The organism is Acinetobacter lwoffii, assembly GCF_019343495.1.
Classification (GTDB): domain Bacteria; phylum Pseudomonadota; class Gammaproteobacteria; order Pseudomonadales; family Moraxellaceae; genus Acinetobacter; species Acinetobacter lwoffii_P.
On record NZ_CP072549.1, the window covers coordinates 1,649,930 to 1,675,919 of the forward strand.

Annotated in this window: 21 protein-coding genes, 1 tRNA gene and 1 pseudogene; 12 read left to right on the top strand and 11 right to left on the bottom strand. The window is 44.9% G+C overall.

From position 1 onward, the window contains the following. Positions 1 to 106 precede the first annotated feature (106 nt). The gene (locus J7649_RS07755; protein WP_219307233.1) at positions 107 to 715 is read left to right on the top strand and encodes a dual specificity protein phosphatase family protein; all 609 of its coding nucleotides are present in this window, start codon (positions 107 to 109) and stop codon (positions 713 to 715) included. Here the strand turns inward: J7649_RS07755 and J7649_RS07760 are convergent. Genes J7649_RS07760 through trpA form a run of 4 tightly spaced genes read right to left on the bottom strand, consistent with a single transcriptional unit; the run spans position 712 to position 4,728 of the window. Next, positions 712 to 1,755, bottom strand: coding sequence for an SPOR domain-containing protein (locus tag J7649_RS07760; RefSeq protein ID WP_005252804.1), 1,044 nt, complete (start codon positions 1,753 to 1,755; stop codon positions 712 to 714). The two genes, J7649_RS07755 and J7649_RS07760, sit on opposite strands and share 4 nt — an antisense overlap. Continuing rightward, a complete protein-coding gene (gene folC, locus J7649_RS07765) occupies positions 1,752 to 3,035 on the bottom strand; it encodes a bifunctional tetrahydrofolate synthase/dihydrofolate synthase (protein WP_219307235.1) in 1,284 nt (427 codons plus the stop codon). Before folC ends, J7649_RS07760 begins: the two co-directional genes overlap by 4 nt. Then, a complete protein-coding gene (gene accD, locus J7649_RS07770; RefSeq protein ID WP_004645174.1) occupies positions 3,032 to 3,928 on the bottom strand; it encodes an acetyl-CoA carboxylase, carboxyltransferase subunit beta in 897 nt (298 codons plus the stop codon). Before accD ends, folC begins: the two co-directional genes overlap by 4 nt. Next, positions 3,925 to 4,728: a tryptophan synthase subunit alpha gene (gene trpA / locus J7649_RS07775; RefSeq protein WP_005106102.1), complete on the bottom strand. Its 804-nt coding sequence runs from the start codon at positions 4,726 to 4,728 to the stop codon at positions 3,925 to 3,927. Before trpA ends, accD begins: the two co-directional genes overlap by 4 nt. Positions 4,729 to 5,093: 365 nt before the next feature. Here trpA and J7649_RS07780 point away from each other — a divergent pair, with 365 nt between their 5' ends. Continuing rightward, positions 5,094 to 6,428: a Na+/H+ antiporter NhaC family protein gene (locus J7649_RS07780; protein ID WP_005248033.1), complete on the top strand. Its 1,335-nt coding sequence runs from the start codon at positions 5,094 to 5,096 to the stop codon at positions 6,426 to 6,428. Between the two features lie 49 nt (positions 6,429 to 6,477). Here J7649_RS07780 and J7649_RS07785 read toward each other — a convergent pair whose 3' ends face one another. After that, positions 6,478 to 7,515 carry a helix-turn-helix transcriptional regulator gene (locus J7649_RS07785; RefSeq protein WP_219307237.1) on the bottom strand — a complete coding sequence of 346 codons (1,038 nt, stop codon included), beginning with the start codon at positions 7,513 to 7,515 and terminating at the stop codon, positions 6,478 to 6,480. 142 nt (positions 7,516 to 7,657) lie between these two features. Between J7649_RS07785 and J7649_RS07790 the strand changes: the two genes are divergently transcribed. Then, complete coding sequence (locus J7649_RS07790) at positions 7,658 to 8,536, top strand: metal-dependent hydrolase (protein ID WP_180038936.1); 879 nt, start codon at positions 7,658 to 7,660, stop codon at positions 8,534 to 8,536. Positions 8,537 to 8,935: 399 nt separating this feature from the next. On the opposite strand, the gene J7649_RS07795 is transcribed toward J7649_RS07790, so the two are convergent. Further along, positions 8,936 to 9,928, bottom strand: coding sequence for a DUF2804 domain-containing protein (locus J7649_RS07795; RefSeq protein WP_219307247.1), 993 nt, complete (start codon positions 9,926 to 9,928; stop codon positions 8,936 to 8,938). Positions 9,929 to 10,065: 137 nt separating this feature from the next. Beyond that, positions 10,066 to 10,575, bottom strand: coding sequence for a DUF1543 domain-containing protein (locus tag J7649_RS07800; RefSeq protein ID WP_219307249.1), 510 nt, complete (start codon positions 10,573 to 10,575; stop codon positions 10,066 to 10,068). A 494-nt stretch (positions 10,576 to 11,069) separates the two neighbouring features. On the opposite strand from J7649_RS07800, the gene J7649_RS07805 reads away from it, so the two are divergent. After that, positions 11,070 to 13,301 carry an NADP-dependent isocitrate dehydrogenase gene (locus tag J7649_RS07805; protein ID WP_219307251.1) on the top strand — a complete coding sequence of 744 codons (2,232 nt, stop codon included), beginning with the start codon at positions 11,070 to 11,072 and terminating at the stop codon, positions 13,299 to 13,301. Positions 13,302 to 13,370: 69 nt separating this feature from the next. On the opposite strand, the gene J7649_RS07810 is transcribed toward J7649_RS07805, so the two are convergent. Together J7649_RS07810 and J7649_RS07815 are read right to left on the bottom strand one after the other, a co-directional pair. Next, positions 13,371 to 14,186 (bottom strand): TIR domain-containing protein, encoded by an 816-nt coding sequence (locus J7649_RS07810; RefSeq protein ID WP_219307253.1) that lies wholly within the window; start codon positions 14,184 to 14,186, stop codon positions 13,371 to 13,373. A gap of 140 nt (positions 14,187 to 14,326) precedes the next feature. After that, positions 14,327 to 14,413 (bottom strand) — tRNA-Leu (locus J7649_RS07815). A gap of 167 nt (positions 14,414 to 14,580) precedes the next feature. Between J7649_RS07815 and queA the strand changes: the two genes are divergently transcribed. From queA to secF, 8 genes and pseudogenes are all read left to right on the top strand, one after another. Beyond that, positions 14,581 to 15,615: a tRNA preQ1(34) S-adenosylmethionine ribosyltransferase-isomerase QueA gene (queA, locus tag J7649_RS07820; protein WP_005106092.1), complete on the top strand. Its 1,035-nt coding sequence runs from the start codon at positions 14,581 to 14,583 to the stop codon at positions 15,613 to 15,615. A 16-nt stretch (positions 15,616 to 15,631) separates the two neighbouring features. After that, positions 15,632 to 16,660, top strand: coding sequence for a hypothetical protein (locus J7649_RS07825; RefSeq protein WP_219307255.1), 1,029 nt, complete (start codon positions 15,632 to 15,634; stop codon positions 16,658 to 16,660). Between the two features lie 49 nt (positions 16,661 to 16,709). Next, entirely contained in the window at positions 16,710 to 17,279 is a 570-nt protein-coding gene (locus J7649_RS07830) for a LemA family protein (RefSeq protein WP_004645163.1), read from the top strand. Positions 17,280 to 17,392: 113 nt separating this feature from the next. Continuing rightward, positions 17,393 to 18,235, top strand: a pseudogene (locus J7649_RS16775) (hypothetical protein). 130 nt (positions 18,236 to 18,365) lie between these two features. Further along, on the top strand, positions 18,366 to 19,496 hold the full coding sequence (gene tgt, locus J7649_RS07845; RefSeq protein ID WP_219307260.1) for a tRNA guanosine(34) transglycosylase Tgt: 1,131 nt from the start codon (positions 18,366 to 18,368) through the stop codon (positions 19,494 to 19,496). A gap of 100 nt (positions 19,497 to 19,596) precedes the next feature. Further along, a complete protein-coding gene (gene yajC, locus J7649_RS07850; protein WP_004645158.1) occupies positions 19,597 to 19,926 on the top strand; it encodes a preprotein translocase subunit YajC in 330 nt (109 codons plus the stop codon). Between the two features lie 51 nt (positions 19,927 to 19,977). Continuing rightward, positions 19,978 to 21,876 carry a protein translocase subunit SecD gene (gene secD / locus J7649_RS07855; protein WP_004733746.1) on the top strand — a complete coding sequence of 633 codons (1,899 nt, stop codon included), beginning with the start codon at positions 19,978 to 19,980 and terminating at the stop codon, positions 21,874 to 21,876. 8 nt (positions 21,877 to 21,884) lie between these two features. Further along, a complete protein-coding gene (gene secF, locus J7649_RS07860) occupies positions 21,885 to 22,859 on the top strand; it encodes a protein translocase subunit SecF (RefSeq protein WP_171066787.1) in 975 nt (324 codons plus the stop codon). Positions 22,860 to 22,883: 24 nt separating this feature from the next. Here secF and J7649_RS07865 read toward each other — a convergent pair whose 3' ends face one another. Further along, positions 22,884 to 23,567, bottom strand: coding sequence for a hypothetical protein (locus J7649_RS07865; RefSeq protein WP_219307262.1), 684 nt, complete (start codon positions 23,565 to 23,567; stop codon positions 22,884 to 22,886). Positions 23,568 to 23,667: 100 nt separating this feature from the next. After that, a complete protein-coding gene (locus J7649_RS07870) occupies positions 23,668 to 25,977 on the bottom strand; it encodes a RelA/SpoT family protein (protein WP_044110572.1) in 2,310 nt (769 codons plus the stop codon). Between the last annotated feature and the right edge of the window lie 13 nt (positions 25,978 to 25,990).

The window sequence follows — 25,990 nt, forward strand, 5'->3', positions numbered from 1 at the left end:
CGGATTCGATTTGTTGATACAGCCTGTCTTCGGATAGGCTTTTTTATATTCAAAATCTCGTATTCACTTTAAACTTGAAATAACAAAAACAACATCTACGCTCTGTATGAAAATCTGCATATTTCCAATTCTCATGAGTGGCTACCTCCTAACCACAGGTTGCATGACTACGCCCGCCCTGCCTGAGCAGCAACGTCCTCAGCATTGGGGACAGCCCATTCATCAGAATCATAATTTTCATCAAATCAGCAATTTTGTCTATCGTAGTGAGCAGCCTTCAACTGAACTCATTCCTTTATTAAAAAAGCATCAAATCGATGTAGTTATTAATTTACGTTCACGGGATCAAGACAGCTTTGTTTTGAGCAATGAAAACTTTCAGCTACATCATGTACCCATACATACCTGGGCAATTGATCGGGAAGATTTATTGAAAATTATGCTACTGATTCAGCAAGCACAACAAAATCACCAGAAGGTGCTCTTGCATTGTTATCACGGTTCAGACCGAACTGGTGCAAGTGTCGCCATGTACCGGATTATTTTTGAACATTGGCCGATTGAGCAGGCACTACAGGAAATGAAACATGGCGGATATGGTTTTCATGCCATTTGGCACAATATTGAAAATTTATTTACCCCTGAAAATGTAAAATGGATTCGCGAGCAACTCACGAATCCATCTACAGAAACTTTGGTTAATGCAAAGAATTAACGCTTATCTAGCGGCACCCAATCGTTCACCCAAGCTGATTTCATATTCAGGCTGGCATCAGACGCAATTTTCTTACGAAGTGCATCTGCAGTCTCACGGTCTTTGGACGGACCCACCATGATACGTACACCTTTAGACGTTGAGCTTTTGGTTACTTTATAACCTTTGGCACGCAGTTTGGCTGCTACAGCATCTGCATTGGCTTCATTCGCTGCCAGTGCCACCTGCACCATCCATTGCTTGTCCTCTTCACCTTCCAGTAACTTACGCGCCTGTTCAGCTTCTGCTTTCTTCTTGGCTTCTTCGGCTGCAGCCTTTTTCTTAGCTTCTTCAGCTTTACGCTTTTCGTCGGCCTTACGTTTTTCTTCGGCTGCTTTACGTTCAGCTTCTTTCTTTTCAGCCGCTTTACGCTCTTCCTCGGTTTTACGTTTTGCTTCAGCCGCCTTACGTTCTGCTTCGGCTTTTTGCTGTTGCTCTAACTTGCGTTTTTCTTCAGCAGCTTTACTTTCAGCAGCTTTACGCTCTGCTTCTTTCTTGGCTGCATCAGTAGAACTATTGGCTTTTTGTTGGTCCAGCTGCTGCTGGGCTAACTTTTTTTCTTGCACCGCTTTTTCTTCAGCCAGACGTTTCTGCTTGGCCTGTTCGTCTTCAACCAGTTCTGGCGGAATATTATCGGAACTTTGCTGTCCCAGGCGGTGTGCATTCAGGGCAGCATATTCTTCAGCCGCTTTACGCGCAGCATCTGCTTCAGCCTGCTGTTGCATCGCTAAAAATTCGGCTGCACGTGCTTCCTGCTCTGCAACCGATTTTTCCCGGTCACGACGTTGCTGTTCAAGTAAACGCTTTTCTGTTTCCACATCGACCGTCAAAGAACCGAGCGAATGATTGCCTGTCTCTTTATTTTCAACTTCCGCAGCCTGTGCCGGATTTTGCTGACGGTCCTGATTGATTTCATCTTGGCCTTTCAGGAGTAATGCTGCCAATAAAACACCACCACCGAGTAAAACAACACCGCCCATCCAGCGCTGTTTGTTATTCATTGACATTCTTCCAAATACTCCCATACCGCTTCTAAGGTATGAAATGATCCACATACCAAAATCAGCTGATTATTATCTGTTTGATCCAGTGCTGATTTAAAAGCTAATTTTACATTGTCAAATTGTTCTACCGCCTCACCGTTTAAAGCATCAGCCAAAACTGTGACCTCTGCCGCACGTGGGACGAATAATGGTGCAATTTTCCACAATTGAACCGTGTCTTTCAATAACTTGACGACAGAATTTATATCTTTATCTGCCAGCATTGAAAATACACAAATAACTTCATTATATTTTTGATTGTAATTTAAATAATCTCGTAATTGTTTCAGTAGAAATTCGACCCCATGCGGGTTGTGTCCTGCATCAAAAATCACGGTTTTATTCTGGATTTGACGGATTTCAAACCGTCCCGGCAATTTTGCCGTTTGAATGCCTTGTGCAATTGCCTGCTGGCTGACGTTTAATCCGCTCAGCAGAATGGCGGCCACGGCGGTAGAAATATTATCCAGTGCCAGCGAACCTGTTGGGAGTTTTAAGGTCGTACCCGATGAAGCAAAAGCCCAGCTTTGGCCATCTTCAAAGGCTTTATAGAAATAATCACGGTTGATTGCATACAAAGATGCATTACATTCTTGAGCTTTATTTAGAATGGCTTGCGGGATCTGTTGCTGTCCACCAAACACGACTGGAATATCCGGGCGAATAATTCCGGCCTTTTCAAAAGCAATTTTCTCGATGGTGTCACCAAGCCAGTCAGTATGATCCAGACCAATATTGGTAATCACCGCAACATCCGGATTGACCACATTGACCACATCCAGACGGCCGCCTAAACCAACTTCCAGCACCCAGACATCACAGCACTGATCTTTAAAAATCACAAAAGCAGCCAGTGTGGTGGCTTCAAAGAAAGACAGGCTCAAACCGCATTCGCGACGAGCCCGATCGACCTGAACAAAAGCATCAATGAGCAACTGATCTTCCACTTCAATGCCGCGTAATTTCACTCGTTCATTGAAACGGTACACGTGTGGAGACTGATATAATCCGACCTTGAAGCCTTGTGCATTCAAGATCGCGGCCAGCGTAGTGGTGGTTGAACCCTTACCATTGGTTCCTGCCACCGTCAGCACTTTGGCTTCCGGACATGTTACTCCCAGCTTTTCAGCCACAGGAATAACCCGTTCCAGACCTAAATCAATACCCGTAACGTGAACATGGCTCCAATAATCGAGCCATGTATTTAAAGAATCTGTTGCTAAGGGTGCTGTGTTCAATGCAAATTCATCAACTTCGTAACGATACGATAAACTGTATCACGTAATGCATGACGGTGAACAATCTGATCGATTACCCCATGATCAAGCAAATATTCCGCGCGCTGGAACGGTTCTTCCAGTTTTTCACGTACAGTCTGTTCGATCACACGTTTACCGGCAAAGCCAATCATCGCTTTCGGTTCAGCAATATGTACATCACCCAGCATTGCCAATGATGCGGTCACACCGCCGTACACTGGATGAGTCAGTACCACGACATAAGGCAGACCTGCTTCTTTTAAACGCTGGATCGCAGCCGAAGTACGCGCCATTTGCATCAGGGACAACATGCCTTCCTGCATACGAGCACCACCCGAAGCAGCAAAACAGATCAAAGGTTGACGAGCTTCAATCGCATGTTCTGCAGCCTGAACAAAGCGGTCACCGACCACTGTGCCCATAGAACCGCCCATGAAGTCGAACTCAAACGCACAGGCAATCATCGGTACGCCTTTCAGCAAACCCTGAATTACCACCAGTGCTTCAGTTTCACCGGTTTTCTTTTGCGCTTCAGCCATACGGTCTGGATAGGCTTTACTATCGACAAATTTCAGGGGATCTTTGGCTATAAATTCCTGACCCAATTCTGTTTGTACCTGATCAAAGAACCAGTTCAGACGTTCACGGGCTTTCATACGCAAATGTTCATCACATTGCGGACAGACATAGGCATTAAATGACATGGCAGTACGGGTCACCAATGCATGACATTCAGGACACTCAATCGTAGGCTCGGTAAATGTCGCTTTATATGCCGTTTGCTCATCGGGTACCTGAATGCCCGGAACAGTACGCTCCGTCCATGGGGTCGATGGGCTCAGAATTTTGCCTGATTTCACTTGTTGACTCATACTAACTCATCGAGCGCTGCTCGAAGCTCCTTGACTTTATTCACCGTCGCAATAACGGCTTGTTCTGGTGCGAGCGTTGCAAACTGCTTTACAAACGCACTACCCACAATAACTGCATCGGCAGCAACACCCATCGCTTTCGCAGATGCAGCATCACTGATACCGAAACCTACGCCTACAGGAACATCAGTCACAGCTTTAATCTTTTGAATGCGTGCAGCGGCTTCAGAAACATCTAAAGTTGCTGCACCGGTCACGCCTTTCAGTGACACATAGTAAATAAAGCCGCTGGCCTGTTTTGCTACATGTTGAATACGTGCATCGGTTGAAGTGGGTGCCAGCAGGAAAATCTGATCCATGTCATATTTTTCCAGTACTTCACCCAGACTTTTTGCTTCTTCTGGTGGCAAGTCCACCAGCAACACACCGTCTACTCCACATTCATAGGCATAAGCCACAAACTTTTCATAGCCAATTACTTCAACCGGATTCAGATAACCCATCAGCACCACTGGTGTTTCGCGATCTTTCAAGCGAAATTCTTTCACCATGTGCAGGGCATCCAGGGTATTGGTTCCACCTGCCAGAGCACGTTCAGCAGCTAGTGCAATCACTGGCCCATCTGCCATCGGGTCCGAGAAAGGAAGTCCCAGCTCAATCACGTCGACACCCGCTTCCACCATCTCATGCAGCAAAGGCACTGTGACTTCTGGATGCGGATCACCCGCCATGACATAAGAAACTAAAGCTTTACGCTGTTGAGATTTAAGTTGTCCAAATCGTGTGGCTAAACGTGACATAGAGAGGTATTTTCCTTAACGTGTTTCAAACTTGAGGCATTGACTATGTAGAAATACAAGACATCGCATTGTAACGCTATTTTTTGTCCAATGAACAGTCTGCGATACCGACCTCGAGTACTTCATTTCCTGTGCGAAGATTTCAAAACAATTCGGAAGGGTCTATTTACGATTATTTTGATTTTTTTCACAATGATCAAAGATGCCTAATTTTGCTCTTACCTAAAATCCTGAATATTTAGATAAACTTATTTTTATCATATAAAAATTAATAAAAATGCAGATGTTAGCGCATTCATTTAAAGTTTTCTGAAATAGCAAAACCTGCTTTATACTAGTCCTATTCTCTTACTTTTTTATCTCCTATGCAGACTGATTCTGAGGCTACAGTGCAGGCACGCGCCATTGCACTGCTGCCGCTTATTGTATTTTTAACCATATTTTTGGGTAGCGGGATCTATCATTCCCTGATCGGAACCGAGTTCGCGTTCTATCAGGTGAAAGCGCCTGTGGCTGCCCTGCCTGCGATTATCTTGGCTGCATTAGTGTATCGCGGCAAACTCAACCAGGGCATTGAGGAATTCCTCAGAGGTGCCAGTCATCCGAACTTAATCCTGATGTTTATGGTGTTTATGCTGGCAGGTGCTTTTGCCAGCGTCAGTAGCACCATTGGCAGTGTGGATGCCACCGTGCAAATGGGCCTGTCGGTGATTCCACCCACATTTATTCTGCCGATGTTATTTGTGATCTCGGCCTTTATTGCTACGGCGATGGGTACCTCTATGGGCACCATTGCAGCCTGTGCGCCGATCGCTTTTGGATTTGCCGAGGTCACCGAGATCAATGTAGTTTATGCGGTTGGTGCGGTCGTTGGTGGTGCCATGTTCGGTGACAACCTTTCAATGATCTCGGATACCACCATTGCTGCAACGACCAGTCAGGGCGTACAACTGCGTGACAAATTCAGAGTCAATGTCTGGATTGCGGTTCCAGCCTCAATCGTGACTATTTTGATTTACGTGTTGAGTAGCGGTAGTAGCAATGCAGTGGAATACAGGGACTTCAACTGGCTTCTGGTCTTACCTTATATCGCCGTATTTATTTTAGCCTTTAGCCGTTTACACGTTCTGGCTGTGCTGAGCATTGGGGTGTTACTTTCCGGCTTGTTTGGCCTGTTTGCCACAGCTGAATTTGATCTGCTCAAACTGAATACTTCAATTTATGACGGCTTTGTCGGCATGTTTGAAGTGGCGTTATTGTCGATGTTCCTGGGTGGCCTGTCGGCGATCATGCAGCGTGAAGGCGGTTTACGCTGGCTGATCGAGCGTATTTATAGCCTGACCCGTCTGTTTAAAGTTGGGAAGCAACGTGCCGGCGAAATCGGGATTAGTTTTCTGGTGGTGTTTTCGAATATCTTTGTGGCCAATAATACCGTGGCGATTATTCTGTCTGGTGATATGGCACGTGAAGTTGCCAAAGAATACGGCGTAGATCCTAAGCGTTCTGCGGCACTGATGGATATTTTCTCCTGTGTGGTACAAGGGTTGATTCCCTATGGCGCACAGTTACTACTGGCCTGTTCCATTGCAAAAATCTCACCGGTTGAACTGATTGGTGGTGTGTACTATTGCTGGATTCTGGCCATTTTTGCGATTGCGGCGATTGCGTTTAGATTCCCTCAAATCAAAGCCAACGCTTAACCTCACCATTTTCTTCAAATAAAAAAGCGACCGATACGGGTCGCTTTTTTTAGCTGCGCTGTTTGTGTAACTGCTTTCTGCGCTCTAATAATGTCTGTCCGGTGGCTGCCTTGTAGGCCCGTGCCAATGCCGACTGGTCAGAATAATCCAGCTGCTCGGCGATTTCGGTCAGACCTAATCCCTTCTGCAACAACAGCTCGCAACGTTTGATCCGCTGCTGTTCCAGCAGTTTTTTAAATGAGGTGCCATGGGTGCTGAACAAGCGCTGCAGACTCCGTGTCGACATCAGCAGCTGCCGGGCAAGCTGTTCAACTTTAATGACCTGATGCCGGGTACGGAGCTGTTCGGCAATCATTTGCTGGGCCTGCTCCAGATGACCCTCAACTAGTGGCTTGGCTGCAATGGCCTGTTCTGCCTGATGTACCAGCAACTGCAACAGCATAGGATCTGCCTGCTCAGACCGATGTGCCAGTCCTTGTAAATCCAGTTCTATGCCGTAGTAGGCTTGGGAAAATATCACCTCGCTGGCGAAAAACTTTTGATAATGCATTTGTCCCCTATCGGGCGCATGGGCAAAGCGTACACAATGCAGTAACAGTTGATGATCCTGCAAAATGACGCGTCCCAATTGCACCATCGCGGCCATGGTCAGCTCATTGAGCAGATTATATTTTTCATCCAGATAGGCCCAAAATAATTCAAGACTGTGTTCACGCTGCTTCAATTGCAAAGGTACAAACTCACTGCCATCAATCACCAGTCGTTGAAAGCGAATGATATGCCGGATCATTTCCGCAACGCTGCTGCTTCGCGAAGCCATATAGCCGAGCACGCCAAAATGTTCTGGACGAATAACCTGCACGATCTCGAAAATTAGTTGTGGACAGTTTAAATGTTGCCGGGTTCTTAACAGAAGCTGATTTAATAATTCCAGCGGCACTTGCGTGGCAAAAGGCTGATCAATCAGGGGGACAAGCGCTTCATGTACATCTTGCAGAAAGTCAGCTTCCAAAGGCTCAATTTGCAGACTGCGCAGATAAGTCGCCCAAAGCTGAATATAACCATTGGATATTTTAATTTCTTGCATGCGCGCTTCCCGCTGCCTGCTTTAGTCTAAGCAGTTTTATTTTCATTTGGCATAAAATGTATAAAAATTGGCAAGCACTGTCAAAACAATTACGGCATTCCCCGACATACTGTCAGCATCGTCACAAAAAAGAACTTCTAAGATGAATGCAGTATTAAAATCTTCAATAAAGCCCGTGGTCCGGACCCAGCTTGATTTTAAACTGGATGAAATTCCGCGCTACTGGTTTGGCGGCGATCCCTTTCTGACCCGCATGTTCGATGCCTTGAGCCTGACCTTTCCAGATGGCGAGCGTTATTTTATTCAAAGTGTGCGCCTGTTCCGCGATCAGATCACAGACCTGGAACTGCAACAACGTGTGGCAAATTTTATTCGTCAGGAAGCACAGCATGGCATTGCCCATGAAAAAATGAACCAGCTGATGCGTGAACAAGGCATGCCTGTCGATGATTTTATTGAGCGTCTGAATAATATGTTCGCTTATGACCTCAAACATCGTTCAGCACAGTTCAATATTGCAACGACGGCAGCGGCAGAACACTTGACCGCGCTGATGGCTGAAACTTTTTACGGTCAGAAATCCACCTTAAAAGACGGTCATCCTTATGTACGTGCCATGTTTGCCTGGCATGCGATTGAAGAAATGGAACATCGTGATGTGGCTTTTGACGTGATGAAAGATGTCGCAAAAACACCTGAATGGATGCGCAAAATGACTCTGCTCAGCACGACATTTTTGATGTTTAGTTATACCGCCTATCGCGCCAATGTCATGCTGAAACATGATGGCTTCAGTGTCTTAGAGCGTTTGCAAATGAACTTAAAAGGATTGCCCTGGTTGTTTGGCCGCAACGGCACCTTGACTCGTATGGGCCCACAATATCGGGACTGGTTTAAAAAAGATTTTCATCCCAGTCAGCATCCTGTGATTGCGCAATATGATGTCTGGGTGAAGACTTTAGCCGAAACCAATGATCCAATTCAGGCCGGTGAAGCCTTCTGGCAGGCCGCCAAAGATTAAGCTCAAGTCAAAAAGCCTTTAATGTTGATAGTGCCCGTCAGTTAAGCAATTGACTGGAATTTTATTTTTTAAATTCAGTATTATATTTGATAGATGGAAAAGTCATCCGCAACTATTTGAGGCAGGACTACATTAAAAAATGATTATTTCTGCGACAAATTTACTAGTGGATGGTGGCTGACAAGTTTTGCGGTGAGGAGTATTACTCCGCAAGATGCCTTCCTTGCGAAGCTCCGCTTCTCATTTGGGCGAAACCAAAGTAACAAATGATTCATTAATATCTGATTTAAAACGTAAGAATCCATCGTGAACTACTAAAAAGTTAAAGAGCCTATTTCTAAATTCTTTAACTGATCAGCATTATTCAATGTTGAAGGCTTTTAAATGACTCAATCTGATTTACCACTTGGCATAATGCTGCTCAAGCAAGGCATATTCATTCAGTAAAATAATTTCCTGATCATCCTGCTGAATCGTTCCTGAAACCTTGGCCTGCCACTGACTAAACTGACTTCCGACCAGACGCAGGTTCAGATTTTCATAACGGCGCCAGCCTATACTCACCATCAGATTCAATTTTTCATCCAGCGACTGAATCGTCCATTGGTTTTCCGATTCCTGTTGAAACAGCACATCGGCCAAGGGATAAATTTTCCCATTGATCCACAGACAGTTTTCGTTACCGAAGCTTTCATTTACGCCAGAGGCCAGATTAATCCCAATCCGGTTCTGGTTCACATCCCAGAAATTACAGGACAGCCAGAACCAGGCGGTTTCCGGACGTAAAAAGCCGCAGGTATCATCTAATGAGGCAAAGCTGCGTTCATTAAACTGGATGGTTTGCCCCTGCTTGTTAATGAAAAAGCCTTCACAGCCCAAAGTGGTCAGTTTCTGGGTATAGGTCCAGCCGTTGATGCCAATCGGACTGCACATACTCAGCGGGTCTGTGCCAGCACAGAAAATCCGGGCACTGAGTTTAATTTCACCATATTTGCTGACGTTGATATAACGCACGCCGTTGGCATGCTGGATATCGATCTGAAAAGGTGACTTGTGAAAATAACTATGATTAAACAGTGGCTGCTCGTCCAGCACCGTGTTACGGGACAGGAAATTAATCGCATTCCATTCCAGCACTTCATTGCTCATATGGTTATAGACATAGACAAAACCATGCCCTGCCCATGCAATATCGGCAATTGCCAGTCCAATCGTATAATGCTCGTGCTGAATACTACAGAATTTGAATTTTTTATATTTTAGATGCTTACGCCAGCCTGACAGCACATGACCATAAGGATTTTTGTATTGATATGCCTGATAGTCAATACTTTTTGGAAGCTCCTTAAAACGTCCATAACGCGGTTGTCCATTTGCCTGAATTAAATCCATTTAAGACATTCCATCTCAGTCAAAACTGTTTTTCCTTGGCAGTATTATGCCAATTATTAAATTTTGATAAAGAGATTTTTTAAACCGCTTATCGAATCATCAAGCCAGCCGCAGGTTTAATTCAATCGCAAACTGCTTTAAATCGTGAGATAGGTATTTTCCCAGCGATTGCCACTAAAGCTGCCCTCTAGCAGTTGGACGTAGCGGCCATAAACCTGATCGATGGCAATACAGTCATCTACATCCAGAACACGGTCAGTATGCTGTTTTTGCCAGTGCCTGGCGAAGTAAGCTTTACCGCGCTGTTTAGCGACCATGGCATTCTGCGCAACCACCAGCACATAACGATGCAACTCGCCAAATTCGCGTGGATCATAACCACCCAGATTAATCAGCCAAAGTTTTTCATCGGATTGCTGTGGCTGTGCATCAGTAAATTGCAGCGCATAGGACCTGCCTTCAAACTCTAGCCCATTGATTTGCGCCCAGGCATCAATATGCAAGCCTTTCTGTTCCGCAAACCAGGCATTTTTCAATTGCGCATAGGTATCTTCCAGACTCTCTCCTATTGCCAAAACCACATCATGAACTTCTGTATTGGCACGGGCATGACGACCACCGAGCATCACAATAAACAGGCTGGGCATTACATTTCCTTGTTAGCGTCAATCTTTAAGATCATTTCATTGATGCTTGCCAGTATAGCGCAAAGCTATTCCATGATGATGTAGCCATCTGCCAAGGACAAATTTGCATCATCAGCATGACTGAATTTGCGCAAAACAGCATGAAGTCATTCGGTACCGATATACATCTCGAGGATCAGTTTAAGCCTGTCTCAGGACCAAAAACTCATTTTCAGTGAATACAATTGGCTAACAGAGCATTTCCGATCATTTTCATCAGGATTTACAGCGATAGAGGATTATTTTTTTGTACAAAATACAAACACGGCTAAACCGCACAAATCTGTACAAATCTGTACAAATTTTCGCCCAAATTTCAATCTAAAGGCATATTTCGTTGACTGAAATGCGCTGAAAGACGATACTCTCAATGTTTTTATTTAAGCAAATCGGTTCAAAGAGACTGGGCCAAAAGTTCGGTCCTCAGAAACTCAATCCAACGCAAGGGGCTATATATGGCTGGTGGAAAGTCAACTATCATTTACACACTGACCGACGAGGCGCCATTACTGGCGACTTATTCTCTGCTGCCGATCATTGAGACCTTTACTAAGCCAGCTGGCGTTGAGATCGTCAAAAGTGACATCTCTGTAGCTGTGCGCGTGCTCTCCGAATTTACAGATTACCTAAGCGAAGAGCAAAAGGTGCCTGACACTCTAGCTGAGCTAGGTCGTCTTACACAAGATCCAGACACGAACATTATCAAACTCCCAAATATCAGTGCTTCTGTTGGCCAGCTAACAGCGTGTATCAAGGAACTTCAGTCTAAAGGCTATGCAATCCCTGACTATCCTGAAAACCCGACCACTGAAGAAGAAAAAGCAATCAAGGCACGTTATAGCAAATGTCTTGGTTCAGCAGTAAACCCTGTTCTACGTGAAGGTAACTCAGACCGTCGTGCGCCTGCTGCCGTTAAAAACTACGTGAAAAAACACCCGCACTCTATGAGCGAGTGGAAACAGTGGTCTCAAACTCACGTTTCACACATGGACGAAGGTGACTTCTACCACGGCGAAAAGTCAATGACTTTAGACCGCGCACGTGATGTGAAAATGGAACTGATCACCAAGTCTGGTGAAACCATTGTTCTTAAGCCAAAAGTTGCGCTTCTGGACGGCGAGATCATCGACTCAATGTTCATGAGCAAAAAAGCACTTTGCGACTTCTACGAGAAAGAACTTGAAGACTGTCGTGAAGCAGGCATCCTGTTCTCTTTACACGTTAAAGCAACCATGATGAAGGTGTCTCACCCAATCGTATTTGGTCACTGTGTAAGAATCTACTACAAAGAAGCATTCGAAAAACATGGCAAGCTTTTTGATGAGCTTGGCATTAATGTCAATAACGGTATGGCGGGTCTTTACGAAAAGCTTGAAACTTTACCAACCTCTGTACGTGAAGAAATCATTGCTGATTTACATGCTTGTCAAGAACACCGCCCAGCTTTAGCGATGGTTGATTCTGCAAAAGGCATCACTAACTTCCATTCACCAAACGACGTGATTGTAGATGCTTCTATGCCTGCAATGATTCGTGGTGGCGGTAAAATGTGGGGCGCTGACGGCAAGCCTTATGACTGTAAAGCAGTCATGCCTGAATCTACATTCGCACGTATTTACCAGGAAATGATCAATTTCTGTAAGTGGAATGGCAACTTCGATCCAAAAACCATGGGTACTGTACCTAACGTTGGTTTGATGGCGCAAAAAGCGGAAGAATACGGTTCACACGACAAGACTTTCGAAATTCCTGAAGCAGGTGTTGCGAACATCACTGACCTAGAAACAGGTGAAGTGTTAATGTCTCAAAATGTGGAAGAAGGCGATATCTGGCGTATGTGTCAGGTGAGAGACGCACCGATCCGCGACTGGGTAAAACTTGCAGTTACTCGTGCACGCAACTCTGGCATGCCGGCAATCTTCTGGCTTGACCCGTACCGTCCACACGAAAACGAACTGATCAAGAAAGTTGAAAAATACCTGAAAGATCATGACACCACTGGTCTTGACATCCAGATCATGTCACAAGTACGTGCAATGCGTTATACGCTTGAACGTGTTGCTCGCGGTCTAGATACTATTTCTGTAACAGGTAACATTCTGCGTGACTACCTGACTGACTTGTTCCCGATCATGGAATTGGGTACATCTGCGAAAATGTTGTCAATCGTGCCATTAATGGCAGGTGGTGGCATGTACGAAACAGGTGCAGGCGGTTCTGCTCCTAAGCACGTACAGCAGTTAGTTGAAGAAAACCACTTACGTTGGGATTCACTCGGTGAATTCATGGCGTTGGCGGTATCTTTAGAAGAAATGGGGATTAAAGAAGGCAATGACGACATCAAGTTACTTGCTAAAACTTTAGACCAAGCGACTGGTAAATTGCTAGATAACGACAAGTCTCCTTCTCGTCGTACTGGCGAATTGGACAACCGTGGTAGCCATTTCTACCTGGCGAAATTCTGGGCTGAAGAACTTGCTGCTCAAGACGAAAATGCTGAATTGAAAGCGAAATTTGCACCACTTGCAAAAACTTTAGCTGAAAATGAAGAGAAAATCGTTGCTGAGCTTGCAGAAGTTCAAGGCAAATCAGTAGACATCGGCGGTTACTACGCAGTTGATCAAGAAAAAGTAAATGCAGTGATGCGTCCAAGTGCAACTTTGAATGCAGCGCTTGAAACGATCTAAGCTTTTAAGAACTAACTGAGTCAGTGATGTAGAAAAACCGGCGTCTAGGCGCCGGTTTTTTTAATGTGTTTAAAATAATTTATTAAAATCTACCTCGTAACCAAGGGATTTAATTTCTTTGGCAAGTTGAATTTCCCAGCCATTATCAGACATGTAAACCATTCCACTGATATCTCCTGGAAGTTCAATATTATGATCAACAACTAATGGAATTACTTTATCACGTCCTAACTTTCCAATTAAAAGACCGTGTTCAAATACAACATTTTGTCTCGCTCGCAGTTTTAGATTAGCCTGCTTAGAAACTGCCTCACCAACATCATCTGGCGTATATAGCACAATACCAAATCCAACATCGATAAATTTTTCTAATTTTTCAATAATAGTTTTCCCACTACTAGCTTGCTCATGCAAGATAATAGCCTCAAAACCTATTTTTTCTAAGAAGCGTGCTGTCTCAAGCTTTTTAGCTTTATCATGACCATGAACAATAAAAGCTTTTCTTAATGGTGTATTCGAATTTGTATCAGATTTACTAAGTTTGACTTTTAATTTACTAGAATCATCAGCTAGTACTTCATCATTCTCAATATCCATAATTAGAGAATCAATAAAGGAGATTGAGGGTTTATACTCGTCCTCCATAAATTGCTTAATTGGATCATGATAACCAACCATCACTAGAGGATGAAGTTTTGAGTGTAATTTACTAGTATAAGCAGGAAAATATTTTTCTAAAAATTTTTGTATTGCTCTTTCCCATGATTTAAATCTTTCCCGCCCATACTCCCTGCCTTTCTCTTTATAAGCACTATATACTTCTTCGCTAAGCCTATTTTTAAATTCATTTAATTTTTGAATCAATTCGATTTTCTCTACGGTCATACTTAACTCTTTAATTTAAGCTTGATAATTGTTTTATTAAATTAGTGATAACAGTTTCTTCATTATAAACTAGTTGTTATATTTTTCATTAGACAATAAAAAACCCCAAGACTGAATGCGCTTGGGGTTTTCTAGAATTTTGGTCCCGAGGGTCGGACTCGAACCGACACGTCATCTCTGACAGCGGATTTTGAGTCCGCCGCGTCTACCAATTTCACCACCTCGGGAGTGGATGAAAGGTATAATACGCGATTTCTCAGCACTGTCAACGCAGAATATTTACATTTGTTTATTTTTAAAACAAATGGCATTTTTTCGTTTTAAAATCGAGCAATTCCCGCCATAAAAAAGAAAAAAGTTTATACTAGCCGCAGTTTTTTTAGCGTAAATCATCATGCAACTTTCTGATTTTAATTTTGATCTCCCCGATGAGCTGATTGCTCGCTATCCACTGGAAACCCGCAGTGCCTCTCGCCTGCTGCACCTCGATGCACAAGGTCAATATCATGACCATCAATTTACCGACATTCTGGATTTACTTGAAGACGGCGACTTGTTGGTATTAAACGACACCAAAGTCATGAAGGCCCGTTTAAAAGGTAAACGTGCTTCAGGCGGTGCGGTAGAAGTGCTGGTTGAGCGTATGCAAGATCGCTTTATTGCCTATTGTCATATTAAGGCCAGCAACACTCCGAAAGCCGGTGCAGAACTTTTTATTGGCCCGGATGCAGTGAAAGTGACCGTACAAGGCCGTCATGAAAATCTGTTTATTGTAGAATTTTCACAACCAATTCTCGATGTGCTGGATCAATACGGCGCCTTGCCGATTCCGCCTTATTTCAACCGTGAAGCGGAAGAGATTGATACTGAACGTTATCAAACCGTGTTTAATGACCCAACCAAACTGGCCAGCGTTGCAGCACCTACTGCCAGCCTGCATTTTGATGCCGATCTGTTGGCAAAATTGGAAGCCAAAGGGATTCAAAAAACTTTTGTGACCCTACATGTTGGTGCAGGTACTTTCCTGCCAGTGCGTACCGATGATATTCAAAATCACATCATGCACAGCGAATGGTGCGACGTCCCTGAAACTGCGGTCGAGATGATTCGTCAGACTAAAGCCCGCGGTAATAAAGTCATTTCTGTAGGCACGACTGCCACCCGTGCAGTCGAAAGTGCAGCACAAGCACATAACGGTGAACTGGCAGCCTGGACAGGTGATACCCAGATTTTCATCTATCCGGGTTATCAGTTTAAAGTGGTCGATCGTTTGATCACTAACTTCCATTTACCAGAATCGACCCTGTTAATGCTTGTGTCTGCCTTGTCCAATCGTGACAATATTCTCAATGCTTATAAGCATGCAGTAGACAGCCAGTATCGCTTCTTCAGTTATGGCGATGCCATGCTGATTGATCAGGCGAAATAAGCGAGAACCATTGCCCATGCCGATCGAGTCTGTACAACAGTCCATTCATATTCGCCGCAAGAAAAATGCAGTGGTGTTTCAAAATATCGCTCGGCTTTGGGATCTGGGTCAACAGGCCAAAACGCATCAGCAATTGCTGGATGGGCTGCATCCCTGGAATGGCCCGATTACGCTCAAGTTTGAAAATAACCTGCCGCTTGCGCTTGCCGGAATTGGGCTTTTTCTGATTGGCAGCATTTTTATTGCGCCGGGAAATATCTGGATTCAGGGCAGTGTTTTTCTCGGCTGTCTCTGCATTTTCTGGGCCTATATTTGCTATGAACAGCAGCAGCCCTTAGAGGAAGTCATTGCTTTTCTGGAAGAACAGGCACTGGCCAAAAAATATCAGCTTGCCTTTCAAAAACAGCCACTGCATATTTCCATGCCACTCAATCCCCTGCACTTTATCCGGCATTTAAAACAATTATTTCCAGTATTCAATCAAGGTTCGTTGAGTAATGAGATTCAGCGTTATGCCAGCACGGTCTGGGAAGATGAAAATGGCCAGCAACATCAGGTGCTACTGTTCCAATACCACTATATTGATGAAGTACAGGCCCGAAATAAGGAAGGTCAGCCAGTCAAACTGATGCAGGTCCATAAAGACCTGTGGGGCGTATTTGCGTTTGATATCCAGATTCAGGGACTGGCCGTTACGACTTCCAGAAAGAAATTTTATTATCCTTATAGCCATCCCTGGCACAGCAGCGATATTCGCACCAACCAGAGATTAAGCTTTTATGGCAGTGATCCGCTGCAAACTGCCAAATTACTCAGTCCGGGTTTTGTGCTGCGACTGGCCGATTTTTTTGAACAGCGTCAGGGTGATTTACTGTTTCACCCAGAAAATAAGATGCTGTGCTATCTAGGGCCCCATGATTTATTTCAGGTATCGAGCAAGCAGCAGAATATTAGCGATATTTCCACATTGCGCGGCCACCTGAGAACGTTTAAATTAAAACAGCTCGAAAACTTACAACATGATCTGCTGCAGTTTTTAAAATAAATTTTTCGCATCATTTTTAAAATATAGATATAGCTTGGGGAGATCTCGGATGGGATTTTTGATTTTATGTTTGATCATTGTGGCGCTGATTGTCACGATTATCATGATCCGCAACAGTATTGTCCGTCATCACAACGCCACGATTCGCGCCTGGTCGGATGTCGCCAGTTATGAACGGCAAAAACTGAAAATTCTGGATGGGCTGCAACCGCTGGTCGAGCAATACTCGAGTTTTGAAAAAGGCACGCTAGAAAAAGTCACCGAACTGCGTCAGAACATCATGAACCTGAATATCAAGGATGCCGATATTGGACAATTACAACGCATTGAAAGTCTGAACAAACAGTTAATGCATAGCCTGAATGTCGTGATTGAAAATTATCCGGAACTGAAAGCCAATGACATCTATCTGAAAATGATGGCTGAAATTGAAGAACAGAATGAAAATGTCGGTGCAGCGATTACCATTTATAATCGCAATGTCGAGCTGTTTAACAACCAGATCCAGATTTTTCCGCACAACATCATTAATAATATGTTACTCAGAAAAAAAGTGGTACGTCCATTCCGTGATCAAAGCGTGACACAGAATTTTGATTACCGTCCGAACTTTCACTGAGTGAACAGTAAGATCTGATAAAATTTTGCATCCTTGGCGCATTAACTTATTATAAAAATAGCCAAGGATGCGGCTGTACCTATCTAAAACTTATAATATAAAGAATAAAAATTATGCTGGATTATTTAGAGCACTTGCAACAGAGGCTGGTCGAGGAATTTTATCGGTTATACGACCATTATCAGGATGATCAAATCTATGCCTGTAGTCTGGTCTTTGACGAATTTTTACTGCTGGATGATCTGGCCATTTCGACTGAACGCAGTATTTTTAAAGATCCGGAATATCTTCAGCAATATCTGGCGGAACAGGATCGCTGGAATGTCCAGAAATGGCGTTATCGGGCCCACACTTCGCCCGACTCAGGACTCACCCCCTTTAAAACCTTGCTGGCCGATTATTTTAAAACCTAGCACAGCTTTGGCCATCCGGTATTGACACAGCAAAAACAGCTGCACGCGACGCATCTGGATTTATTGCTGGATAGTTTTAAACAGGCCAAACATCGTCTTTCTGAGGCCTATGGTCTGGATCTGGATCGCATCCTGTTTTTCATGAGCCTGCCCACCCAAGTCGAATTTGAATGCCAATCTGCGCAGACACTTAATCCGGCCCATATTCATTTACAGAAATTTCTGGCATCCAGACAAACTACTCATTTACCTGCCATGCAGAAACGCTTGAAACTCTCGCAAAACGACAAGGGTATTCTGATTGATCTGGAGCAGATGCTGGTAATGGAACCTTATGACTATCTGCAAGTGGCGCAAGATACCTATTTGCTAACCTTGGAATCCTACTTTGTCGATAGCAATATTTATATCCAGAAACTGATCCAGCATATCGCTGCAATGGCCTCAGAACCGGATGGCAGCTGCGCCCTCAGCCGGGAAGATATCCAGCAGCGTTTGCAGCAGTTTTCTACACATCCACTCATTTCTACGGATGTTCCCTAGCTTCAGCGATAAATAAAATTACAGAGCGAATGCTCTACAATGCTGGCGTTTAGTGTAAGAATCAAGGAAAATAGCGCCCTTTAGCTATAACAATCAGCGAACTGTTTTTTCGCCTTGATGTGGAACTCCTATGAAGTTTGAAAAATTAGGTCAGTCGGGCCGTGCCCGTCGTGGTCGTTTAACGCTTGAACATGGTGTGGTGGAAACCCCGATGTTCATGCCTGTGGGTACGTATGGTACGGTCAAGGGCCTGTTGCCGCGCGATATTAAAGAGATCAAATCTCAAGTCATTCTGGGCAATACTTTCCATTTGTATCTACGTCCAGGACTGGATGTGATTCGTGAACATGGCGGCCTGCACGAATTCATGAAATGGAATAGTCCCATTTTGACCGATTCAGGCGGCTTTCAGGTCTTCAGTCTGGGCGCAATGCGTAAAATTAAAGAAGAAGGTGTGACCTTCCGCTCACCAATCGATGGTTCAAAAGTATTTTTATCGCCTGAAATTTCAATGGATATTCAGCATACGCTGAATTCTGACATTGTAATGATTTTTGATGAATGCACGCCGTACCCTGCGACGCATGAAGAAGCGCAAAAATCATTGCAATTGTCTTTACGCTGGGCGAAACGCTGTAAAACCCAGCATCATGACGTGCTGAAAAACCGTAATGCACTGTTCGGGATTATTCAGGGCGGCATGTATGAAGACTTGCGTGATGAATCTTTAAAAGGCCTGCTTGAAATCGACTTTGATGGTTATGCGATTGGCGGTCTGTCCGTTGGCGAACCCAAAGAGGAAATGATCAAGGTTCTGGATTATCTTCCAGAAAAAATGCCGGCAGATAAACCGCGTTATTTGATGGGTGTCGGCAAGCCCGAAGATATTGTGGAAGCGGTACGTCGTGGTGTGGATATGTTTGACTGCGTGATGCCAACCCGAAATGCACGTAACGGTCACTATTTTGTGACAGACGGCTTGGTGCGAATCCGTAACAGTAAATACCGTCATGACCAAAGCCCACTCGATCCGCATTGCGACTGCTATACCTGCCAGAACTTTACCCGTGCCTATTTATTCCATCTTGAGAAATGTGGGGAAATGCTCGGCTCTATGCTCGGTACGATTCATAATCTGCGCTATTACCTGCGTTTGACTGAAACAATGCGTGATGCATTAGACAACGGTACATTTGACGAATTTGTTCATGACTTTTATGCCCGCCGTGGCCTGGAAGTGCCACCTTGTCCGCAAGATTAATCCATCAGCATTTGCGCTGAGGAAAAAGACAATGTAAATTGCAAGAATATGTCAATTTATTATCGAGTTGATCACCAGTTTTTTATTTTAGGAAAATGTAATGAGCCTTTTTATTTCGACTGCTCACGCTGCAGGTGAAGCTGCACAACAACCAAGCATGATGGCGAACCTTTTGATGATTGCTGTTTTTATTGCAATCTTCTATTTCTTGATCTGGCGTCCTCAATCTAAACGTGCCAAAGAACACCGTGCTTTGGTCGACAGCCTTGGCGTTGGCAGTGAAGTGGTATTTGCAGGCGGATTAATGGGCAAAATCACCAAGATTGAAGGTGACTTCGCAGTGGTTGAATTGAGCCGTGGTGTAGAAGTCAAAGTTCAACGTGCAAGTGTGATTTCAGTCCTCCCTGAAGGCACTTTAAATAACCTTTAATCAAAAATAGTCGTGCCCTCGCACGACTTTTTCATTTTAAGAAGAAAACGAATGCGTTACCCAGCATGGAAATATGTACTGATCCTGGTTGTCCTGGTGATCAGTACCTTATATGCCCTGCCAAGTTTGTATCCAGATGAACCTGCTGTACAGATTTCGGGTGCCAAAGCCGGTACTCAAATTGATGCAAGCATCGTACAAAAAGCAGAGCAAATTTTAAAAACTGAAAATATTGCCACCCATGACAATAGCTTTGGCAACAATGCAGCCTTATTACGTGTAGATTCAAGTGAATCACAGCTTAAAGCCAAAGAGGCTTTACGTCGTGGTTTAGGTGATGATTACGTGGTTGCACTGAACCTTGCCCCGACCACCCCAGAATGGCTGCAAAAAATTGGTGCCAAACCAATGAAGCTTGGCCTGGATTTACGTGGTGGTGTTCACTTCTTGCTTGAAGTGGATATGGACAAGGCCATTTCCCAGCGCATGGAAACCTCTGCGACGGATCTACGTCGTCAGTTGCGTGATAACAACCTGAAATTTAATAGCCTGAATTTAAGCAACAACACCATTGTGATGCAGTTTGCCAACAATGATGATCGTTCTGCAACGATGGACTTCTTGCGCCGTAATGGCAATGAGTTTACCCAGCAGGCTGTTGCGACCGAGACCGGTTCGACCTTACGTCTAAACTATACTGATGTGCGTAAGCAAGAAATTGAATCTTATGCTGTCAATCAGAACTTGACCACTTTACGTAACCGTATTAACGAGTTAGGTGTGGCAGAAGCACTGGTTCAAACTCAGGGCAGCAACCGTATTGTGGTTGAGCTTCCTGGTGTGCAGGATACCGCTGAAGCGAAACGTGTCTTAGGTCGTACCGCGAACCTCGAGTTCCGTCTGGTGTCTGACCTGAATGATCAATATATTGATCCATATACCGGTCAGGCAACGGGTGCATTGCCACCAGGCACAGAAGTCTTTGCTTATGAGTCACTGGACAGTGGTCGTCAGCTCCTATTGAACCGTAACCGTATCTTAACCGGTGAACGTGTTCAGAATGCATCAAGTGGCTTTAGCCAAGACACAGGCGGTGCTGAAGTTAACATTACCTTGGACAGCGCAGGCGGCAAACTGATGTCGGATGCCACCCGTAATGCGGTCGGCAAACGTATGGCCGTCTTGTTCATCGAGAACAAGCAGCGTATTAATTATGTGGAAGACCCTGCGACCGGCACTCAGACTGAAGTTCGTACCCCGTATACTGAATCTGTAGTCATTAACGCTGCAACCATTCAGGCAGTACTGGGTTCTCAGTTCCGTATTACTGGCCTGGACTCGCCGCAAGAAGCTGCTGAACTTGCCTTGATGCTGCGTGCAGGTGCGTTGGCTGCGCCAATGTATTTTGTTGAAGAACGTGTAATTGGTCCAAGTCTGGGTCAAGAAAACATCGATAAAGGTGTACTTTCAACTCAGATCGGTTTCCTTCTGGTCGCCATCTGGATGGTGGTATTCTTCCGTCTGTTTGGTGTGATTGCCAACTTTGCCTTGGTCTTTAACCTGGCGATGATTCTGACAGTCATGTCTTGGATTGGCGCTTCCCTTACCCTTCCGGGTATTGCCGGTATCGTCATTACCATCGGTATGGCGGTCGATGCCAACGTACTGATCTGTGAACGAATACGGGAAGAAATGAAATGGGGAGCTTCGCCAAAACAGGCGATTGTGGCCGGTTATGATCGTGCCTATAACACCATTTTCGACTCGAACTTGACCACATTCCTGGTGGCGTTCATTCTGTTCGCGATTGGTACAGGTCCGATCAAAGGCTTTGCCGTAACCCTGATGATTGGTATTGTCTGCTCGATGTTTACTGCCATTACAGTAACGCGTGCCGTGGTACAGCTCATTTATGGCAAAAAACGTAACTTGAAAAAGTTGAGCATTTAAGGAGATCACTGATGACTGAAAATACTCAACTGAATCAAAAACAGTACGGTCGCCCGGAAGACGAACGCATTATTCCGTTTATGAAGATTGCGATGCCTGCGGCATTGTTTTCAATCCTCTTAACCGTTGCGAGTATCTTCTTTATTGCCACCAAAGGCCTGAACCTCGGTTTAGACTTTACCGGTGGTGTGGCAGCCGAATTAAACTATACCAATCCGGTCAAACCTGAAGATGTCTCCAAGGCATTGAACCAGGCAGGCTTTAATGATGCTGTGGTTCAGACTTTAGGTTCTGAACGTGACCTGATGGTGCGTATGCCGGTTCAGGAAGATATCGAAGCTGAAGACCTGACCAAAGCTGTTACAGCCGCAGTTCAACTGCCAAATAATGCCGCAGAAGTACCGAAGGTTGATGTCGTCGGTGGACAGGTCGGTAATGAGCTCTATGTCCGTTCTGGCGGTGCTGTGGCACTTGCGCTCCTGCTGATGCTGGTCTATGTCACCATCCGCTTTGAGGTCAAGCTGGCTATGGGTGCAGTATTGTCACTGTTCCATGATATCGTCGTTACCCTCGGGATTTTTGCGATGATGCAGTGGCCATTTGACCTGACTGTACTTGCAGCACTCCTTGCAATCATCGGTTTCTCACTGAACGATAATATCGTGGTCTCTGACCGTATCCGTGAGAACTTCCGTAAGATTCGTGGTGCAGAACCGGTCGAAATCATTAACATTGCCCTGACTGAAACCCTGCGTCGTACCATTCATACCTCTATGACCTTATTGCTCGTGGTGCTTGCCATGATGCTGATGGGTGGTGATGGTCTGAAATGGTTCTCGATCGCGATGTTTGTTGGTGTCTTTGTCGGGACCTATTCGTCGATCTATATTGGTACAGCCTTTGCCTTGTGGCGTGGTCTAAACCGTCAGGACTTTATTGTTCAGGTGAAGCCAGAATTTGAAGACGAGAACCAGATTCCATAATCTGTTCTGTTTCATGTTCATCGTTCAGCCCGTCTTATGATGGGCTGAATTATTTCTGCTGTTTGAATATGTGGCAGTGGGAATAATCGAAATGACTGGATGGATTTTCTCAATATCGGTTTTTTGAAAAATCACCTGTCGGTGTTCATCCAGGCTTTGGAATTCATAATGATCCTGAGCTTCGCTCACCAACTGCAAAATTAGCTGCAGGCCATTGACCAGATATATACAGAGCATGCATGAAATTGGCAACCCGGCCTGTTTGTCACAAATCAGCCACCAACCTGATTTTAAGCTGGGAAAATAATACGGCCCTGCTACCTGAATCGCATAATGCTGTGCTTGCAGATGAAAAATATCCTGATTGAATGAGAGCGCTGAATCCAGGGAGATAAGTGCAAATGCCTGCTGTTCTATTACCTGCATTTGAAACAGAGTACCTTGCGCTGGAACCGGAGCTAATTCAACTTTTGGTTCAGCCGACTGATCTAGAATGAGCACATCTAGACCCAGTTGTTGTTCCAACTCCCTTGCTGCTTTCTCGCCGATCTGGCGTTTGCTATTCAGCAATTGCGCAATATATGAGGCTGACAAGCTGAAATGTTCACAGATCTCTTTGCCGGTTTTAAATTGCTGCGTCTCGATCAGCAAATCAATCACCTTGGCCAGATTATTTCGTCTACGTTCAAATATTTCGGTCGCGCTCATTTTGGTTTGCTGGTCTATTTTTTATGCATGTGATTCAAATACCTTACAATAAAAAAGCCCGCAATTGAATTGCAGGCTTTTTAAACTTAGGTAACAGGAATTAAGTACCCTGTACCAGACGACGCGCGCTGATAATTCCCGGTTGCTGCTCAAGACGGGCCAGCAGCTTGGAAAGTTGTGCCAGACCTTTGACTTCAATCAGCAGCTTCATATTGGCAATACCATCCGCTTCCGAAATGGTATTCACCTGACGGATATTGATCTGATCCGAGAAAATCACTTGCGTGAGATCTTTGAGCAAACCGCGTCGATCATAAGCTTCCACCACAATCTGTACGCTCTGACCACGAGTCGGCTGCATTTCCCAATCGGCTTCTACCGCACGCTCAGGCTCTTGGGTGATCATGCGCACATAGTCCGGACAGGCCACCTTATGAATGCTCACTCCACGATTCAGAGTGATATAGCCAGCGATCGATTCACCATGCACCGGTTGGCAACATTGCGCGACATGCAGTTCCACGTTATCTAAACCGTCGATCAGAATCCCGTGCGCTGACAGTGTATGACTGGCACGCGGGTTCAAGGCAGGTTTCAGCACCAGCTCAGGCTCGTCCTGATCCAGATGCATGTGACGGTTCACCTGATTAATCAGGGCATGCAGGCTGATATCACCATTGACCAGATTCACCAGAATGTCATCACCGGTTTTGACATTGAAGTGGTTGCAATAATCACTCAGATCAATCGATTTCGGGTGAATTGCCAGACGTGATAGTTCCTTGTTCAGTACTTCACGGCCAACTTCCAGATTCTTGCTGCGATCTTGCTGGCGGAACCAGTGGCGCAGCTTGTCCCGCGCACGGGCAGTTTTGATATAACCCAGCGAATTAACCAGCCAGTCCCGGTTCGGTTCCCGGTCTTTTTTGGTCAGAATTTCAACCTGTTCACCGGTTTTCAGAGTATAGGTCAGCGGCACATAGCGCTGATTTACCCGTGCGGCATAGCACTTGTTCCCGACCTCGGTATGCACATGATAAGCAAAGTCGAGTACGGTCGAATCACGTGGTAGCTCTTTGATATCGCCATCACGGCTAAACACATAGATCTTTTCGAAGCCTTCAAAATCTTGAATATGCTCAAAATTCTCTATTTCATCTTCAGATTCTTTATGTGCACTGCTTTCATTACGTTCTTGATAATGCTCAAGTACCGCACGTAAGGAATGCAGACGATGGTTAAAGGAGCGATCTGTGGTTTTCGCGCCTTCTTTATAATTAAAGTGTGAACACACCCCAAGTTCAGCTTCGTCATGCATTGCATGAGTACGAATCTGCACTTCAAGTGACTTATTCTCGGCAATCACCGCAGTATGTAAAGAACGATAACCATTGGCTTTCGGATTGGTAATATAGTCATCAAACTGATGCGGAATGTGGCGCCAGATCTGATGCACAATACCTAAAGTGTGGTAACACTCCGGTACACTTTTCACCAGTACCCGTAGCGCACGAATATCATAGAGCTGGTCAAAGCTCAGGTTCTTGCTTTTCATTTTTCGATAAATCGAATAAATGTGTTTCACCCGGCCATTAATTTCAGCTTCGATGCCATGCTCAGCCAATTCATTGCGTAATTTATCAATCACAAACTGAATATACTGTTCACGCTCCAGACGCTTTTCATTCAGTAAGGAAGCAATTTCTTTATAACGTTCCGGCGCAAGATAACGGAAAGCCAGATCTTCCAGCTCCCACTTCAACTGAGCAATGCCCAAGCGGTGTGCCAGTGGCGAGTAAATGGTCAGAATTTCTCGGGCCACCCGTTCCTGACGCTCACGCGAGGAATTGGCCAGTTCACGCAAGGCATAGGTACGTTCGGCCAGCTTGACCAGAACGACACGTACATCTTCGGTGACCGAGATCAGCATTTTGTAAATGCCAGACAGATGTTCACGCTGGTTATTATTGAAATGATCTTCCAGGCGTTTATTTTTTTCGATCAGCTCAGACAGCTTACCCATGGCAAGCGTACCTTTGACCAGGCTATGCACCTGTTCGCCGAACTGTTCCAATACTTCACTGAGTGGCATGACGCCTTCACGAACAGCACGATACAGCATGGCTGCGGACAAAGTATCTTCATCGACATGCAGATGCGCCAGAATATCCGCCATCTCAATACCAGTATAAAAGGTATTGGAGCGGTGCTGAACCGTACTTTGCAGCTCTCTTTCTAATGTTAAGTGGGCGACTTCTTCGAGCTGCGTTAAAGGTGCGCCATCTAATATGCCACGAACCCGATCCAACCATTCAGTCAGATCCTGGTGTGCTTGTTCGGCATGTTCTACAGTCGTCTCCTGTGACAACTCATTGAGTCGTCCAGGGAGTTGCTCACGTACTGTGACCATACCCGTCTCCTAC